This window comes from Nocardia noduli (genome assembly GCF_019038455.1).
GTDB lineage: Bacteria > Actinomycetota > Actinomycetes > Mycobacteriales > Mycobacteriaceae > Nocardia > Nocardia noduli.
Genome location: NZ_JAFMPL010000072.1, coordinates 23,014 through 40,206 on the forward strand (window position 1 = coordinate 23,014; position 17,193 = coordinate 40,206).

Below are 17,193 nucleotides of genomic sequence, written 5' to 3' on the forward strand. Positions count from 1 at the left end.
ACACGCTCTAGACTCGGCCGCGTGTCACCTGCCACCGAGGCGGGTGCCGTCGGGGCGGGAACAGATCCGGTACCAGGGTCGCCTGGAACGACGGTGCCCATACGCCCGTTCCTCTTCCGCGAACTGCTCGATATGCCGTTCGCGCTCATCCAGGCGAATATCACGACGCTGGGTGGACTCGGCCTGGCCGGATTGCTCGTGGCCGAAATCGTCGTCGTCACGCTGACCGCGAGTTTCTCCGATCTCACCAATGGTTCCGATGCCGCCACCTGGTGGTCGGCGGTCCTGTCCACCGCGGTCTGCGCGTGGCTGCTGCGCTATTTCCTGCGCGGGGTCACCACCGCGATCGGATGGTCGGCCCTGTCCGGGGTGCGTATCGGGGCACGCGAGGCGGTGCGACAGTTCCGGATCCGGGCGCTGCCGCTGCTGGTGTTCCAACTGCTGTTCACCCTGGTCGGGGTTTCGGTGATCGTGGTCTGCTCGCTGCTGATCGTCACCGCGCCGATCGCGCTGCCGTGGCTGGGCAGACTGCGTGGCAAACGTTTCGTCGCGGTGCCGGAGATACTGGCCGGGGCCGGTCACGCGGACGCCGTGCGGCACGCGAAAGTGCTGGCCGCGGGATCGGAATGGTCGCTGGCGGGTCTGTGGATGACGCAGCGGGCGCTGTTCGCCCTCGTCGCCATTCCACTGCTCGGAATCCCGTTGTTCCTCACCGAGTTCACCGGAACCCATCGCTGGCAGGTCATCGTCCTGCTCACCTCGGCGGTGCTACTGCTGGTCGCCTTCGGCGAGATCGTCGAGGCGAGTTCGCGCATGCTCTGCTACATCGATCTGCGCTGCCGCAGGGAGGGTCTCGACATCCGGATACCGAGGCGGCGATGAGCGACCGGCCCGATCTGCTGCGCAAGGAACAGGGTCCGGCGGACGACCCGACGGGGCATGCGCCCCGGGCACCGCGACTCGGCGCGGCGGCCGAGCACCGGGCCGCCGCCGACCATGCCGCCGCGCACCGGGACTACGACCGCGCGCTGCGCGAGCGTTTCCGTGCCATGCTGCGCGGCCTGGAACAGGGCGGAGTACTCGAGGTCCGGCGTTCCAGGACCGCCGACGAAACGGTGGACGACGTCTCCACCGCCCTGCCACAGGATCTGACCGCCGAACTCCAGCCGACCGCGCGCAGTTTCGACGAGGTCGTCTACGGAGGCCGCCGCGCGACCGAGGACGAGTACCGCAGGCTCGAATACGCCGACAGGTTCTCCGAATCCGCGCCGCCTCCCGGCGCCGAACCGGTCGACAAGGTCGTCACCGACACCGTCGAACGCACCAAACGGTCGCTGCCGCCGCTGCCCGCGCTGCTGCGCAACCCCAAGTTCTGGGCCGCCGTCATCGGTGCGATCGTGCTGATTCTGCTGGGGTGGGCGCTGATCCAGGCGTTGAGCGCGCCGGTCGCGCCGAAACCGCCGCAGACACCGGATTTCCCGCCGCCACCACCGCCCGACACCGATTACGACCGGCCGGATTTCGGGTCGGGCCGTGACTCGATCTTCGATCGTTTGCCCGCGCCGATCGCCTTCGGCGGCCTGCAATTGCTGATCGCGGCGGCCGTTCTGGTGGCGTGGCGCGCACGCAGGCGCGGCGCGCTGGTCGGTGAACCGCGCCCGGTCGAGGTCGCGGCCAACGAACTGCTGGCGGGCCAGGCCGCGCTGTATCGGAAATCGAAGGATGTCGAATTCGTCGCGGCGAAACTGCGCGCGGCCACGCTGCGGCGGATCCGACCGTCGCTCGGTATCGGCACCGACGCCGCGCCCGACGAGGTGATCGCCGCCATCGCCGCTCGCACCGGCGTCGACCCGACCCTGATCGGCACCGCGCTCTACGGCCCGGTGGCCGACGCGAGCGCCATGCGACTGGTTGCCGCACAACTGGAATGGATCGAGGCCCAGGGATGACACCGAGGAATACGCACGCCCCGTACGGGACATACAGGAGGGCCGAATGACCCAGACCGACATCACCCGCACCCCGACCGCGGAAGAGGCGGGCGCGGCCTTCGGCGCGTTACGCGTCGAGATCGGCAAAGCGGTGGTCGGCAACGACAGCGCGGTCATGTACCTGGTGCTGGCACTGCTGTGCCGTGGCCACGTACTGCTCGAAGGTGTGCCCGGCGTCGCGAAGACGCTGTTGGTGCGCGCGTTGGCGGCGGCACTGGATCTGGAACACGCGCGCGTGCAGTTCACCCCCGACCTGATGCCGGGCGACGTGACGGGTTCGCAGATCTACGACCCGCATTCGGCCGAATTCACCTTCAGGAAGGGCCCGGTCTTCACCAATCTGCTGCTGGCCGACGAAATCAACCGCACCCCACCGAAAACCCAGTCCGCGCTGCTGGAATCGATGGAGGAGCGCCAGGTCTCGGTCGACGGCCAGCCGCGCGCGCTGCCCGATCCGTTCGTGGTGATCGCCACGCAGAATCCGATCGAACAGGAAGGCACCTATCCGCTTCCGGAAGCCCAGCTGGACCGCTTCCTGTTCAAGGTCGACATCCAATTGCCCGACCGCGACGACGAATTCCGCATCCTGCAACGCCATGCCGCCGGATTCGATCCGCGCGATCTCGCGGCGGCGGGTCTGCGCCCGGTCGCCACGCCCGCCCACATCACAGCGGGCAGGGCCGCGGTCGCCCAGGTGGCGATCAGCCCGGAAGTTCTCGCGTACACCGTCGACATCTGCCGGGCCACCCGCAGTTCCCCCGCCGTCCAGCACGGCGCTTCGACCCGAGGCGCGACCGCCCTGATGGCCGCCTCGCGTGCCCTGGCCTGGTTGAACGGGCGTGGATTCGTCACCCCCGACGATGTGAAATTCGTGGCGACGACGGTGCTGCGGCACCGGCTGCACCTGAAGCCGGAGGCCGAACTGGACGGGGTGACCACCGAAGGTGTCATGTCGTCGCTGCTGCTCGCGGTCCCGGTTCCGGTGTAGCCGTGGTTGTGACGGGGCGGCTGGCCGCCACAGCGGCGGTCGGTGTGGTCGTGGTCGCTGCCGCGTGGCACAGCTGGGCCGGGGTCGTCATCGTGACCGGTCTGCTCGCCGCGGCGGTGCTCTTCGATATGGGCTCGGTCGCGCGGGCGAGCGATCTCACGGTGTCGAGAGATCCGCTCACGGTGGTCAGGCTCGGTCGGACCGCCGAGGTCGAGTTGACGGTGGTGAACACCGGTCGCAGGACCGCGCGCGGTTACCTGTGGGACGACTGGCCCGACAGCGCCCGCGCCGGACATCGCGAGCACCGGCTGGATTCGGGCCCCGACACCAGGGTCCGGCTGCGCACCACGGTGACGCCGACCTATCGCGGTGACCGCGTCGCGGGCCCGGTCACGCTGCGACTGCTCGGTCCGCTCGGGCTCGCGGGCAGGCAGTCCCGTCGCACGGTGCCCGCGAGGGTGCGCGCGCTGCCGCCGTTCCGCAGCGAAAGACTGATGCGGTCGAAGGTGAAACGCCTGCAACATCTGGAAGGCCGCAATATCGCGACCATGCGCGGCCAGGGCAGCGAGTTCGACTCGTTCCGCGAATACGTCGCGGGCGACGATGTGCGCGCGATCGATTGGCGCGCGACCGCCCGCGCGACCGATGTGCTCGTGCGCACCTGGCGGCCCGAACGCAATCGGAACATGCTCATGCTGCTCGACACCGGCCGGATCAGCGCGGGCCGGGTCGGCGACGGTACCCGGCTCGACGCCGGTATCGAGGCCGCGTTGCTGCTCGGCGGACTTGCCGCGGCCGGGGGCGATTCGGTGGATCTGCTGGCCTACGACCGTGAGGTCCGCGCCGAAGTTCGCGGCGGCGGCGGAAACCGGTTGCAGCTCAAGTTGATGCACGCGTTGGCGTCGGTGACGCCCGCGCTCGTCGACACCGACAGCGCGGGACTGGTGCGTGCCGCACTGCAACGCGCGCGCAGGCGCAGCCTGGTGGTCTGGTTCACCACATTGGACGGCGCCGCGGTCGAGGAGAATCTGCTCCCGGTACTTCCGGTGCTCGCCCAGCGCCACCGCGTGCTGATCGTCTCGGTCACCGATCCGGAGATCGCCGACGCGGCCTCGCGTCGCGACACCCTCGACGACCTCTACGGCGCGGCCGCCGCCGAGTCGGTGCTGGCCGAACGCGCGCTCGTGCAGGAATCGTTGCGGCGCAGGGGTATCGCGGTGGTCGCCGCCTCCCCCGAACGTCTGCCCGAGGCACTGGCCGACGAATATCTGGAATTGAAGCAGTCCGGCACAATGTGACTATCCGTATCGCCGCCGCGCCGACCTCAGCCCGTGCGGACCAGCCCGTACGAGGGCGGTGTGAGTGCCCGTCGCTGCCGTTCGGCCACGATCGCGCCCAGGATCTGCACCGGCGGATATCCCGCGGGCGCGGCCACCTGCAACCGCGCGAAGACCGCCGCGACCAGTGCGCCGCCGAGCGCGGCCTCGGCTTCCGGGGTGAGGGTGCGGACCCGGGTCAGGTACTGCCGCACGGCCAGCGCCAGATCCTCGGGAATCCCGGACAGGTCCAGCCTCGTCACCCAGCCCGCGAGCCAGGGCGGCGGTGTCACCAGCGCGGGGAACGGCAGCGTGGCCTGGGAGTGCACGACCACCGTGCCCGCGAGCACATCGCCGACGCGGCGGGCGTCGCGCGAGCAGATCGACGTGACGACCGCGACCGCGCCGAAAAGGCCGAGCAGCCAGAAATCGACGATCACCCCGGCCAGTCCCCTGGTGAGCGCGTGCCGGAAATCGGTGGGCCCGCCGTCGGCGCGCACCACGCGCAGCCCGACTACGAGTTTGCCGAGACTGCGCCCCCTGCTCAGGGTCTCGCAGGCCACCGGATAGCCGACGAGCACGCCGACCACGATCAGCAGCGTGATCGCGTCGACCCACGCCTCGTCGGGATCGAGCGGAAGCAGAACCAGGGCCATCAGCGTGAACAGCAGCAGGTACAGCGCCAGTTGTATCAACACGTCGATGATGAACGCGGTGGCACGCGTCGGAATCCGGGCGATCGGCAGTTCGAGAGCGACCGCTTCGCCGGTAGTGAATTCAGCCATGTCGATAACATTCTTTCGACCGGCGGTCAGGGAGGCAACCGAATGGACGTGGACGCGTACAGCTTGGCACACCGGCGGTCCTGGGAGCGGCTGGATCATCTGGCCAAACAGCGCAAGCTGAGCGGCCCCGAAGCCGACGAATTGATCGTGCTCTACCGGCGCACCTCCCAGCAGTTGGCGCGGTTGCAGTCGCACAGCCCCGATCCACAACTCATCGCCGGACTCAGTGCCGTACTCACCCGCGCGCGCGGCCGGGTTCTCGGCACTGGAACCGGGGTGTGGGCGGAGATCGGACATTTCCTCACCCACAGCTTCCCGGTCGCCCTGTACCGGTCCTGGCGCTGGTGGGCCGCGACGGCGGCGTTGTTCGTCGCGGTGTCGACCTGGCTCGCGATCTGGATCCAGGGTTCGGGCAACGCGCGCGAGCTTTTCGGCATCCCGACCGACCACGACGATCTCACCGCCCCCGGCGGCCAATTCGAGACCTATTACACCGAACATCCGAACGACGCCTTCGCCGCGCAGGTGTGGACGAACAACGCGTGGGTCGCCGCGATCGCCCTCTTCACCGGCGTACTGATCCTGCCCGTGCTGTACCTGCTGTTCATGAACGCGCTCAATGTCGGGATCACGGCCGCGCTGATGGCCGAGGCGGGTCGGCTCGATGCGTTCTTCGGGTTCATTCTGCCGCACGGAACCCTGGAGCTGACCGCGGTTTTCGTCGCGGGCGGCGCGGGCATCAAACTCGGCTGGACACTGATCGATCCGGGCCGCCTGAGCAGGTTGGAGGCCGTGGCCAGGCAGGGCAGGGCCACGGCCACGATCGCGCTCGGCCTGGTCGGGGTGCTGTTCGTCTCCGGCCTGCTGGAGGGTTTCGTGACGCCGAGCGGTCTGCCGGTCGCGGTGCGCATCGCGATCGGTTTCACGGCCGAGGCGCTGTTCCTGTACTACGTGTTCGGGGTCGGCGGGGCCGCCGCGCGCGAGGAGGACGGCGAGCAGGCCGACCTGGCGAATTTCGACAGCGGGGCTCTCTACGTCAACGCGATCGACAGCGGTACGGCCCGTGTCACGCACGTGAAGAGCGGGGAAACAGCGGCGGTCGTATCGCAGACAACACCGAGCACACGTTAGGCTGAGTGGGTTCGGGTAATCGACAGCAACGCTGGGTTACAAAGCGGTGTCGAGATCCCCCATTTGAGTTCCGCTGACCGCAGCGAGTCGAGCTCAGCTGCGGTCAGCGTTACCGTCAACTCTACACAATCGTTATGGCGGCGCAACCCTGTTCACGGGGGTTCGGCGTATAAAGCAGCACGCCAGCAACCCTGTTCGAACACGAGATATTTCATATATCCAGCTACCTCGCAGCTGATATTTCCGTGCCATTTCGGGACCATTTCCGCGCCGAGGCGTGACCTTTTCCGACCGCGGCGCCGAAGGCGTTTTCGGGAGTCGCGAGTGCATCCGGACCGATTTGCGGAGATCTCTGGAGATACTCGGTATGCAATCCTCGCAGCGCATCTACCAGGTAGTTTGCTGACGCTAGACCGGATAGCTGGACGTTGAGTGAACGGAAAGCGACTTCAGGTTTGTTTACTCGGTAATTAACCAGACAGACGTCCTGTCACCCCGGCAATCAACGAACCCCTATGGGGTCAAGATCGGAAATAACCAGGGCCGGAAGTGTCACCTCGCGCGGGCTCCGAGCGAACCCGATCAGCACCGTAATGGCAACTACGGCAGGCCGTGTGATCTTCGCCTCACCGGTGCATACATCACGGCCGACGGGACATATTCGGCGGCCGAAACGCCTGTTCGCGACCGCGAAGAGACGCTCGCAGGCGGGTTCGGAAAACCACACCGGGCGAGCGCCCCTCACGTATCGGATCAGGCTTCGGCGAGGCCCAGACGCGAGTGCACAACCCGCAACGGCTGCGGCGCGAACCACGCCGCCCGGCCGAGGAGCCGCATCGTCACCGGGACCAGCACGCCGCGCACCAGCGTCGCGTCGATCAGGATGGCCAGCCCGGCGCCGAGCCCGAAGAACTGGATGAACCGGACATCGCTGATGACGAAGGCGAGGAAGCTGATCGATATCAGCGCGGCGGCCGTGGTGACGAGTCGGCCGGTACGGGCCAACCCCTCGGTCACCGCTTCCACCGTCGAGGCGCCGCGATCGTGCATTTCCTTGATCCGGCTGATCACGAACACCTCGTAATCCATGGAGAGCCCGAAGGTGATGCAGAACAACAGCAGCAGCATCGACACATCCAGCGGAGCCGGGGTGAATCCGAGCAGTCCGGACAGATGCCCATCCTGGAAGACGAAAACCATCAGCCCCAGGGTGGCGGCCAGGCTCAGCGCGTTCGACAGCAGTGCGCGCAGCGGCTGCACGATGCTGCCGGTGAACAGGAACAGCAGGACGAAGGTCGTCAGCAGGATCCAGCCGAGCACGATCGGCAGCCGGTCACCGATCGAGGACAGGCTGTCGCGCAATCCCGCGACTTCGCCGCCGACCAGCGTGCGCGTCCCTTCGGGCGCGGGCACCGCCCGAACCCGGTCGACCAGATCCCTCGCTTCGGTGGAATTGCGATCCAGATCCGTCAGCACCGTCAGCCGCTGGGCATCGGGCCGGGCGAACCTGGCGTCGGCGGGCGAGGTGCCGCGCTGTTCCCCCGCGACGAAAGTGCCCGCGCTGGAATCGACCTGGGTGACATGGTCGACTCGCGACAGCGCGCGGGCATATTCGGACACCGGTCCCGCCGCGATGCCTGAGGTGGTCACCACCGACAGCGCGTTCGCGTCGCCGCCGCCGAATTCCGTGCGCATCGCGTCGCCGACCTGCCGGACCTCGAGGCTGGTCGGCAGCACCCGATCGTCGGGGGTGCCGAACTGGACCCCGAGGAGCGGGGCTGCGGCCAGCAGCAGAACCGCGACCACGGGAATCCCGGCCAGCGCGGGCCTGCGCATCGCGAAACCGGCCACATTCGCCCAGAACGGCGTCGCCTCACCGCGGATACCCCGGACGCCGGGCACCTTCCACGCCTCGGCGCGCACACCGAGTACCGAGATCAACGCGGGCAGGGTGATCACCGCGGCGGTCGCGGCGATGGCGACGACCCCGATCCCCGCGTAGGCGAACGAGCGCAGGAAATACTGCGGGAAGATCACCAGCGACGACAGCGCCGCCATGACGGTGGCCGCGCTGAACGCGATGGTCCGGCCCGCGGTGGCGACCGCACCGGCGATCGAATCCTGCGGTGTCTCCCCCGCCGCGCGCCGTTCCCTGAACCGGCTGACCATGAGCAGGCCGTAGTCGACCGCGAGGCCGAGCCCGAGCGCGGTCGTCAGGTTCACCGCGTAGATCGACACGTCGGTGACGGATCCGAGGATCGCGAGTTCGGTGAATGTCCCCAGAATCGCGATACCACCGACGACCAGGGTGAGCAGGGCGGCGACCACATTGCCGAAGGCCAGCACCAGCAGCACCATGATCAACGGCACCGCGATGCCCTCGGCCAGGCCGAGATCCTTGCCGATCTGAGCGCCGACCGCGCTGAACGTCGCGGAGAGGCCGCCGATCCGCACCGTGGCGGCGGGCCCGTCGGCGCCGTACTCGTCGATGATCGCCTCGGCGATCTTGTCCTGCTTGCCCGGATCGGTCTCGGTATTGCCCGCGAGCACCACCGCGGCGGTGCCGTCGGTGGAACGCATGGCGGGCGATCCGGTGTCCCAGTACGAGACGACATTGGTGAGCCGGTCGTCGCCCGCCAACCTGCGTGCCAGATCCCGGCCGAAATCGGCGGCCGCGCCGGAATCGACCGACCCCTGCTCGGCGCGGATCAGGAAGACGTAATCGGTGTCGGCGCCGAACTCGTCGGTCAGCCGGTCGGCGGCGAGGCTGGATTCGGCATTGGGGTCGTCCTGCCCCGCCGACTGCATCTTGCCGAACGCGGTGGCGCCGACCACGCCGCCCGCGATGAGCGCTAGCACGCTGACGATCAGTATCAAGCGTGCTCGGCGGACTACGAATCTGCCGAGTTGTTCGAACATGTCTGGCCTCCCCGATCGGGATGTGATCGCCTGTAAACTTTGTGGGTGTTAACTTGCCACTTGATGTGCATGGGTGTCAACATCGAAGTGATGACACCTACCGGAGCCGCCCCGAGGAAAGACACGCAGACCAGCGCAAAGCCCGCCCGCGACGGTCGCTATCACCACGGCGACCTCCGCAACGCGCTGGTGCTGGCCGCCGCCGAACTCGCCGAGAACGGTGGACCGGAAGCCGTGACGGTGCGGGCGGCGGCACGGCGGGTCGGCGTGACGCCGACCGCCGCCTACCGGCATTTCACCAATCACGATCAACTGCTGCACGCGGCACACGAACAGGCCCAGCAGAGCCTGTTCACGGCGATGACCGAAACCGTGGCCGCGATCGACCCCGAATCGGACGCGGTCGGCAGGCTCATCGCGATCGGCCGCGGCTACATCACCTTCGCGTTGCGCGAACCGGGTCTGTTCCGAACGGCCTTCTGCGGCAGCGATACCGCCGATCCCGGCGAGTGGAATTCACCCGCCTTCGACCTGCTCTCCGCCCTACTCGACGAGCTGGTCGCCATCGGCTACACCGATCCGGCGCATCGCCCCGACGCCGAGGTCGCCGCGTGGGCCGCCGTACACGGACTGGCGTCGCTGATCATCGAAGGCGCGATGGGAGATCTGGATGCCGGAGCTCGCGAAGCCGTGATCACTCGGACCCTGTCGATGGTGCGTATCGGACTGGCGACCGGGCCCCGAGCGGGCGAGTACTGAGATTTTGCCGCGCGGGCGCGGGGGGTTCGCGGCCCCTTTTGTCTCGCGTGCGAGCGGTCGAGACTCGCGCCTTCGGCGCATGCGCTTCGACCGCTCGCACGCGAGACGGCCGCGAACCGGAGGGGGCTGGTCAGGGGCGTTCAGGGGCTATACATAGGTCCCTGTGCATAACCCTATAGGCGAGGATGAGGGTCACGGAAAGGTCACTCGTGGCTCATGATCCAGGTTTCCGCGGTGCGGGCCGGGTCGGCGTCCAAGGCTCGTCACGGGTTCGAGAAACCGCTTCTAGCTGGTGATTTGTTCAACTTCACATATTTCGACGCCGTGAATTGTGCACTGCACCTCGGCCGCAGCGACTTTCATCGAGGGGGTGCCGAGTTATCCACAGCTGACCACAGGCTCGCCCGGGCGTTCAGAGTTATCCACAGAAATACCCCGGATATCCACAGGGGGGCGAGGGTCAGGCGATGCGCAGGATTCCGGTGATCGTGCCCTGGAAAACCCGGCCGCCGGTCGCGATCAGCGCCGATGTCTGTAGCGGATCGTCGACGATCGTGCCCGGCAGTGGACTCTCCGAACGCACCGCGCCGGTCTCGGGATCGATGACGGTGAAGGTGTATCCGTCGAGCGGGGTCGTCGCTTGCGGTCCGACCCGCGTCACCGTGTAGAGCCGACCGTCCGCGATCGACAGGTGTGGTACGGCGGCGCTGCGCACCGAGTTCTCCCAGACCGTGTGGCAGCCGCGCTCGTCCACGTCGACCCGTGTCATGCCACCGGCGAACGGCGCGACAGCGGGTACCGCGAGCCCGGCGCCCTCCGGCACCGCCGGATAGGGGTAACCGTATGTGCTCGCGACGAATACCGAACGCCCGATGCCGATCGGCGAATTCTCGCTGCCCGCGCCGCCTTCGGTGAGCACCGGCCGCGAACATACCGATTCCCCTGTTCCCGAACGGAATATCAGCACCTGCACCGGGCCGTCGGCATTGTCGACGATGGTCAGGTACTCCGCACCGGTCTCCGGTCCGAAGTAGGTCGGCGTCGATCCGGTCCCCCAACTCAACTGGCCCGGTTTGCGGGCTGTGCCACGGTCATAGGCGGCGCGCCACAGCTGTTCGGGTCGTCCGGCGGCATCGGCGCGAAACTCGTAGAGGGCGTGGGTGGTCGCCACCGCGACGCGCCCGCTCGGCGCCGAGGAAATGCTGTTCGCGACCTCCTCCCCGGCGGGCAGGGTGAGCGTCGCGGTCGCGCCCGCGGGCGTCACCAGGCCGACCACGCCCTTGCCGGTGGCGAACCACACATTGCCCGACCGATCGGGAACCAGCCCGGTCACGTTGTCGCCCACGGGAATCGCCGCGCTCAGATCGACGGTGTCGTCGATGGTCAGCGTCCACCGGCCGTCGGCGTCCCTGGTGTGCGCCACACGCACGAGGGCGCGGTTGCCGTCCACCGCCACCAACCGGTCGGCGTCGTCGAGATAGGCGTAGACGCCGCCGAGCAGGCTGCCCTTGGCTAATTCCAGTGCGGCGAGCGAATATCCGATCGGCCCCCGCACCTCCGGATCGAGCAGATGCACCGTCGGACGCTGCCCGGCGATCGAGGTGCACAGAGCCACCACCAGACCGTCGGCCCCCTGCAACAGCGTGGGACAGGCCGAGGCCAGCGGATAGGCCGATACCGCGAGTGGACCCGGACCGGGACCGGCCAGCGGCGTCGCGTCCGAGGAACCCGCGTCACCGTGCATGGTCGACGTGCCGACCGGACCCAGATGGGGATTCGGCGGCGCGAGCGGTCCCCACGGTGTCGCCTGCGCCGAACCGGCGGCCGACAGCGCCAGGACGCCCGCGGCGAGCAGTATCAACGGTGATCGCATTGCACTCCGCTTTCGTCGGTGACACCCGCGCTTCGAGGGGCGCGGCAACAATATTCGAGACGTGATACTGCACGAGGGGACCGCGTCGAACCGGCCGAGCTCGGCCCCGGACCGCGCGTGCCGCTGTCTAGGCTGGCATTCATGAGCGGACTCCGTGATCGCATCCTGTCCACCGTGGCGGGCCAATTGGGCAAACCGCACGGCGTCCTCGGCAAGGGCGTCGCCGGATTCCTCAACCGGGGTAATCGAAAGGCCATCGAAGGCGCGGTCGAGGCCACCGCCGTGACGCCGGGCGCGACCGTCGCCGATATCGGCTTCGGCGGTGGTATCGGACTCGAACTGCTGCTGGCCCGGCTCGACGGCGTCGGAACCGTGCACGGCCTGGAGATCTCCGCCGACATGCTCGCCAGAGCCCGATCCGGTTTCGCTCGCGAGATCGCCGCCGGACACCTGCTGCTCGACGACGGCTCGCTCACCGCACTGCCGCTGGCCGACGACAGCCTGGACGCGGCCATCACCGTCAACACCGTCTACTTCGTCGCCGACCTGACCGCGGCCTGTGCCGAACTCGTCCGCGTCGTACGTCCCGGCGGGCACGTCGTGGTCGGCATCGGCGATCCGGACGCGATGGCGAAGATGCCGTTCACCGCGTACGGATTCACGCTGCGGCCGGTGTCCGAGGTGATCGCTGCACTCGAGCAGGCGGGTTGTTCGGTCGAGCACCGGCCGCTGGAGAACCGGCCGATCCCGCACCACCTGCTCGTCGCACGACCGCGCTGATCACATCAGCGCGCCGCCGTCGACTCGGATCTCGGTGCCGGTGATATAGCGACCGTCCTCCGAGGCGACCATCGCCACAACACCGGCGATGTCCTCCGGACTGCCGAGCGCGCCGCCGTTGAGCCAACCGGTCAGCCGGGCGAACAGGCTGTAGTCGACGCCCTCGGGCTGATCGAGGATCGACGTGGTGGTGATCCCGCTCGTGATTCCCGCCGGCACGATATTCACCGCGCGCAGCCCCTGCTTGGCGTACTCGAGGGCGATCGCGTGCGTGAACGAGTTCACCCCGCCCTTGGACGCCGCGTACGCCGCGAGGTACGGCGCGGCCTGGAACGCCGCCGTCGACGACAGATTCACCACGACGCCGTGCCCCGAGTCGACCAGCGCGGGCAACGCGCTCTGGGTGACGAGGAAGGTACCGGTCAGGTTGACCGTGATGACCTGGTTCCACACCTCCAGCGGCATCTCGTGGGTCCGCGCGGGCCGCAGGATGCCCGCCGCGTTCACGAGCACATCGAGCCCACCGAGGAATTCCAGCGCGTCCCCCGTCGCCGCCGCCACCGATACCGGATCGGCGATATTCACCTCCACCGTCCGCAACCGATCACCGACATCACCGGCCTTGTCCGCCGTCACCGCCAGCCCGGCCGCATCGATGTCGGCGGCGACCAGTTGTGCCCCCTCGTCGAGCAGCCGCAGGGCGATCCCCTGCCCGATACCCGACCCGGCTCCAGTGACGAGAACTCGGCGACCCTCATATCTGCGCATGCCCAAAATTAGAACAGGTTCTCATCCCGAAGCAACGATTTTCGCATCCACATCGATGACGAAACGAGAAAAGGCCCATGCTCCGTGAGCATGGGCCTTCTATCGAGTGAAGTGGGCGAAGGGGGACTTGAACCCCCACGTCCCGAAGGACACTGGCACCTGAAGCCAGCGCGTCTGCCATTCCGCCACTCGCCCGAGCGACTGGAAGAACTTATCACGGGGCGATACGGTTTACGAAATCGCCCCCTGACCAGCGGTGCGGCGGGGCTTGTGACGTCCACCGACGACACGGGGAACCTACTGGGGTTTCCGGGAGTTACAGGTGTGGACGATCGTGGATATCATGCAATGAACGTGGTCGACACACGACACGCCATACGCGCGTGTCGTTGTTATGAATTGAGTAGAGACTCGGGTAGACGGACAGCGAAGGGAGGCCGGGATGGGCATCGTTTCACGGTTCGAGCGTCGCCTGAGGGGTACCGTCGACGACGTATTCGCCCGCGCCTTCGGCGGCAGCGTGGTTCCCCGGGAAGTCGAGGCAGCGCTGCAGCGTGAGGCCACCGATCACATCCAGGACGTGGGCGGCGGGCATCTGCTCGCGCCCAACAGTTATGTGATCACGATCAACTCTTCCGATCATGCGCAACTCGATGCCGATCACGACCTCACGACCCGCGCGTTCGCCAAACATCTCCAGGACTACATCCGCGATCAAGGGTGGCAGACCTATGGCGAAGTACACGTAGCGTTCGAGGCATCACCTACGCTGCACACCGGACAGTTCAGGGCCAGCGGCCGCGTCGATCCCGACGCCGGTCGCGGAGCCGGCAAGGCCGACAGCCCCGAACCCCCGCCACAACGACCTGCACACCCGCAACCAGGAGCTGGCCCCATGACGCAGAACTCTGGCTACGACCCGAGTCGTGAGCCCGCGGAGTCCGATCCACGCAGCCGCGGGTACGCGCCGCCGCCGGCGGGGCGGCCCGGTCCGCAGAACGGTGCGTATCACGAGGACTACGGCCGAGGCGCCGCACCGTACAGCGGCGCGGACTACCAGGCTCCGGAGTCGCAGCAGGGATACGGCGATTACCAGAACGGCTACGACTACCAGCAGGGTGGCCAGGCCGGTCAGGCGGGCTACGGCCAGCAGGCGTACCAGGAACCCGGTTACGGCCAGCAGCCCGGCTACGGGGATCGGGCCGCCGAGCGCGGCGGCCAGCAGCCCGGCTACGGCCAGCAAGGGTACGGCGAACCGGGTTACGGTCAGCAGCCTGGCTACCAGGATCCCGGTTACGGTCAGCAGCCCGGCTACGGCGAACCGGGTTACGGCCAGAGCGGCTACGGCCAGCAGCAGGGCTACGCCGACCAGGGGTACGGCGATCCCGGCTACGGTCAGCCCGGCTACGCGCAGCAGAGCTACGGCCAGCAGGGCTACGCCGAACCCGCCTACGGTGACCAGACCTATTCCGAGCAGGCGGGCTACGGCCAGGAGGAGCAGGCGGGCTACGGCCAGGCCTACTCGCAACAGCCCGGCTACGGCGCGCAGCCCGGTTATGCCGCGCCCGCTGCCACGCCCCCCGCGTACGGCGGTGGCGCACAGGCCGGTTCGGGCTATTCGGCGACCCTGCAACTGGACGACGGCTCCGGCCGCACCTACCAGTTGCGCGAGGGCAGCAACATCATCGGCCGCGGTCAGGACGCGCATTTCCGCCTGCCCGATACCGGCGTCTCGCGTCGCCACATCGAGGTCAGGTGGGACGGCCAGACGGCCATGCTGTCGGATCTCGGCTCGACCAACGGCACCCTCGTGAACGGTTCCCCGGTCCAGGATTGGCAACTAGCCGACGGCGATGTGATCCGCGCCGGGCATTCCGAGATCCTGATCCGTATCGTGTGATCCCGTAAGCTCGCCGGTGCAGTCACGCTATGCCGCGCTTCTGAATGGTAATCAGGGGTTCTGCGGTCGTATCGTGATCGGAATCGACTGACGGCCCTATGATGCTGCCAACACGCACGGCGCCACTTCGGGGCCGGGCAAGACCAGCAGGCTTGTGGGGGTGGGTCGAACCGCACCTACGGCACCGACGTACACACGGTCGAACAGGAGGTGGAACGCCGTGCAGGGATTGATCCTGCAATTGACCCGTGCGGGGTTCCTGCTGTTGTTGTGGCTGTTCGTATGGGCGGTCATGCGAACTTTGCGCAGCGACATCTACGCGGCATCCGGTGTTCGGATACAGCCAAGGGCCGCACGCGGTTCCGCAGTGCTGCCTTCCTTCAGCCGAGGCCAGAAGGGCGCCAAATATCTTGTGGTGACTCAAGGTTCACTCGCCGGCACCCGCATCACCCTCGGCACCCAACCGGTGCTGATCGGTCGTGCGGACGATTCAACGCTGGTGCTCACCGATGATTACGCCTCCACCAGGCATGCGCGACTCTCCCCGCGTGGTGACGATTGGTACGTCGAAGATCTCGGCTCGACGAACGGCACGTACCTCGACCGCGCGAAGGTGACCACCGCAGTCCGTGTTCCCCTCGGCACACCAGTTCGTGTCGGCAAAACAGTGATCGAGCTGCGACCGTGACACTTGTTCTCCGCTACGCAGCGCGTAGCGACCGCGGTCTCGTCCGAGGTAACAACGAGGATTCCGTCTACGCGGGCGCACGGCTGCTCGCACTCGCCGACGGTATGGGCGGCCACGCCGCGGGCGAGGTGGCATCCCAGCTGATGATCGCCGCGCTCGCCCATCTCGACGACGACGAACCCGGCGACGATCTGCTCGGCAAACTCGACGCGGCCACCCACGAGGGCAATGCCGCGATCGCCGACCAGGTCGAGGAAGAACCCGAACTCGACGGCATGGGCACCACGCTCACGGCCATCCTGTTCGCGGGTCGCAAACTCGGCCTCGTGCATATCGGCGACTCACGCGCCTATCTGCTACGCGGCGGTGAACTCACCCAGATCACCCGGGACGACACGTTCGTGCAGTCCCTGGTCGATGAGGGAAGGATCACACCCGAGCAGGCGCACACCCATCCGCAGCGTTCGCTGATCATGCGGGCGCTGACCGGCAACGAGATCGAGCCTACGCTCATCATGCGCGAGGCGTGGCCGGGCGACCGCTATCTGCTGTGCTCCGACGGCCTTTCCGACGTGGTCAGCGACGAGACGATCGCCAACACCATGCGCGAGGGCAGCACCGACGAATGCGCGGACCGGCTCATCGAGCTGGCACTGCGCAGCGGTGGCCCGGACAACGTCACCGTGGTCGTGGCCGACGTCATCGATCTGGACTACGGCCAGAGCCATCCCATCGTGGCGGGCGCTGCCTCCGGCCAGGACGACGACTCACCGCCGCCGAACACCTCGGCGGGCCGTGCCGCGGCGATGCGCCCGCCGAGGGCGACGCCGCCGCGCCGTGCCGCCGCGACACCGGAACCACCCGCGCCGGGTAAATCCCACCGGCTGCGCTGGATCATGCTCGCGGTGGCGCTGGTACTCGCGGTCGGCATCGGACTCGTCGTCGGCTACAAGATGATTCGCGGCAACTATTACGTCGGCGCGGACAACGGCCAGGTCGTGATCATGCGCGGGCTACCCGGTTCGATTCTCGGGTACTCGATCCACGAGGTCGACACCGTCGGCTGCGTCAACAAATCCGGTGACCTCACCATGCTCCAGGCCGGAACCGACCTGCCCGCGTCGTGTAAGACGTTGCGGGTCAACGACCTCAAGCAGACCGGGCGCGATCAGGTCGTGAAGGGTCTGCCGCCGGGTTCGCTCGGCAAGGCCGAGGATCAGATGCGACTGCTCGCCCAGCAGGAACTGCTGCCGCCGTGCCCGCCGAAGGAACAGCCCAAGCCCGCCCAGCCGACC

The 17,193-nt window shown here is 67.7% G+C and carries 14 protein-coding genes and 1 tRNA gene; 10 read left to right on the forward strand and 5 right to left on the reverse strand.

Features of this window, described 5'->3' with window-relative positions:
- Window positions 1-93: 93 nt before the first annotated feature.
- The 4 genes from JZ792_RS28755 to JZ792_RS28770 are packed head-to-tail and all read left to right on the forward strand — an operon-like array spanning window position 94 to window position 4,277.
- Window positions 94-882: a hypothetical protein gene (locus tag JZ792_RS28755; RefSeq protein ID WP_308165497.1), complete on the forward strand. Its 789-nt coding sequence runs from the start codon at window positions 94-96 to the stop codon at window positions 880-882.
- Entirely contained in the window at window positions 879-1,949 is a 1,071-nt protein-coding gene (locus JZ792_RS28760; protein ID WP_216915305.1) for a DUF4129 domain-containing protein, read from the forward strand. Before JZ792_RS28755 ends, JZ792_RS28760 begins: the two co-directional genes overlap by 4 nt.
- 46 nt (window positions 1,950-1,995) lie before the next feature.
- Window positions 1,996-2,979: an AAA family ATPase gene (locus tag JZ792_RS28765; RefSeq protein WP_216915307.1), complete on the forward strand. Its 984-nt coding sequence runs from the start codon at window positions 1,996-1,998 to the stop codon at window positions 2,977-2,979.
- A 2-nt stretch (window positions 2,980-2,981) separates the two neighbouring features.
- Entirely contained in the window at window positions 2,982-4,277 is a 1,296-nt protein-coding gene (locus tag JZ792_RS28770; protein WP_216915309.1) for a DUF58 domain-containing protein, read from the forward strand.
- Between the two features lie 26 nt (window positions 4,278-4,303).
- Here JZ792_RS28770 and JZ792_RS28775 read toward each other — a convergent pair whose 3' ends face one another.
- Entirely contained in the window at window positions 4,304-5,080 is a 777-nt protein-coding gene (locus JZ792_RS28775) for an RDD family protein (RefSeq protein WP_216915311.1), read from the reverse strand.
- 42 nt (window positions 5,081-5,122) lie between these two features.
- On the opposite strand from JZ792_RS28775, the gene JZ792_RS28780 reads away from it, so the two are divergent.
- Window positions 5,123-6,211 carry a stage II sporulation protein M gene (locus JZ792_RS28780; protein WP_216915313.1) on the forward strand — a complete coding sequence of 363 codons (1,089 nt, stop codon included), beginning with the start codon at window positions 5,123-5,125 and terminating at the stop codon, window positions 6,209-6,211.
- Window positions 6,212-6,964: 753 nt separating this feature from the next.
- On the opposite strand, the gene JZ792_RS28785 is transcribed toward JZ792_RS28780, so the two are convergent.
- Complete coding sequence (locus JZ792_RS28785; RefSeq protein ID WP_216915315.1) at window positions 6,965-9,130, reverse strand: MMPL family transporter; 2,166 nt, start codon at window positions 9,128-9,130, stop codon at window positions 6,965-6,967.
- A gap of 90 nt (window positions 9,131-9,220) precedes the next feature.
- On the opposite strand from JZ792_RS28785, the gene JZ792_RS28790 reads away from it, so the two are divergent.
- On the forward strand, window positions 9,221-9,889 hold the full coding sequence (locus JZ792_RS28790) for a TetR/AcrR family transcriptional regulator (RefSeq protein ID WP_216915317.1): 669 nt from the start codon (window positions 9,221-9,223) through the stop codon (window positions 9,887-9,889).
- A gap of 460 nt (window positions 9,890-10,349) precedes the next feature.
- Here the strand turns inward: JZ792_RS28790 and JZ792_RS28795 are convergent, their stop codons facing one another.
- Window positions 10,350-11,762 carry a hypothetical protein gene (locus tag JZ792_RS28795; protein ID WP_216915319.1) on the reverse strand — a complete coding sequence of 471 codons (1,413 nt, stop codon included), beginning with the start codon at window positions 11,760-11,762 and terminating at the stop codon, window positions 10,350-10,352.
- A 141-nt stretch (window positions 11,763-11,903) separates the two neighbouring features.
- On the opposite strand from JZ792_RS28795, the gene JZ792_RS28800 reads away from it, so the two are divergent.
- Complete coding sequence (locus tag JZ792_RS28800; RefSeq protein WP_216915321.1) at window positions 11,904-12,542, forward strand: class I SAM-dependent methyltransferase; 639 nt, start codon at window positions 11,904-11,906, stop codon at window positions 12,540-12,542.
- Here the strand turns inward: JZ792_RS28800 and JZ792_RS28805 are convergent, their stop codons facing one another.
- On the reverse strand, window positions 12,543-13,310 hold the full coding sequence (locus JZ792_RS28805) for an SDR family NAD(P)-dependent oxidoreductase (protein ID WP_216915323.1): 768 nt from the start codon (window positions 13,308-13,310) through the stop codon (window positions 12,543-12,545). It abuts the gene before it with no gap.
- Window positions 13,311-13,422: 112 nt separating this feature from the next.
- Window positions 13,423-13,505: transfer RNA gene (locus JZ792_RS28810), tRNA-Leu, on the reverse strand.
- 247 nt (window positions 13,506-13,752) lie between these two features.
- On the opposite strand from JZ792_RS28810, the gene JZ792_RS28815 reads away from it, so the two are divergent.
- The 3 genes from JZ792_RS28815 to JZ792_RS28825 form a co-directional block, all read left to right on the forward strand.
- Complete coding sequence (locus JZ792_RS28815) at window positions 13,753-15,210, forward strand: FhaA domain-containing protein (protein WP_216915325.1); 1,458 nt, start codon at window positions 13,753-13,755, stop codon at window positions 15,208-15,210.
- Between the two features lie 220 nt (window positions 15,211-15,430).
- Complete coding sequence (locus tag JZ792_RS28820) at window positions 15,431-15,898, forward strand: FHA domain-containing protein FhaB/FipA (protein ID WP_109522935.1); 468 nt, start codon at window positions 15,431-15,433, stop codon at window positions 15,896-15,898.
- A partial coding sequence (locus JZ792_RS28825; RefSeq protein WP_216915327.1) for a PP2C family protein-serine/threonine phosphatase occupies window positions 15,895-17,193 on the forward strand: 1,299 nt, incomplete at its 3' end. The genes JZ792_RS28820 and JZ792_RS28825, both read left to right, overlap by 4 nt.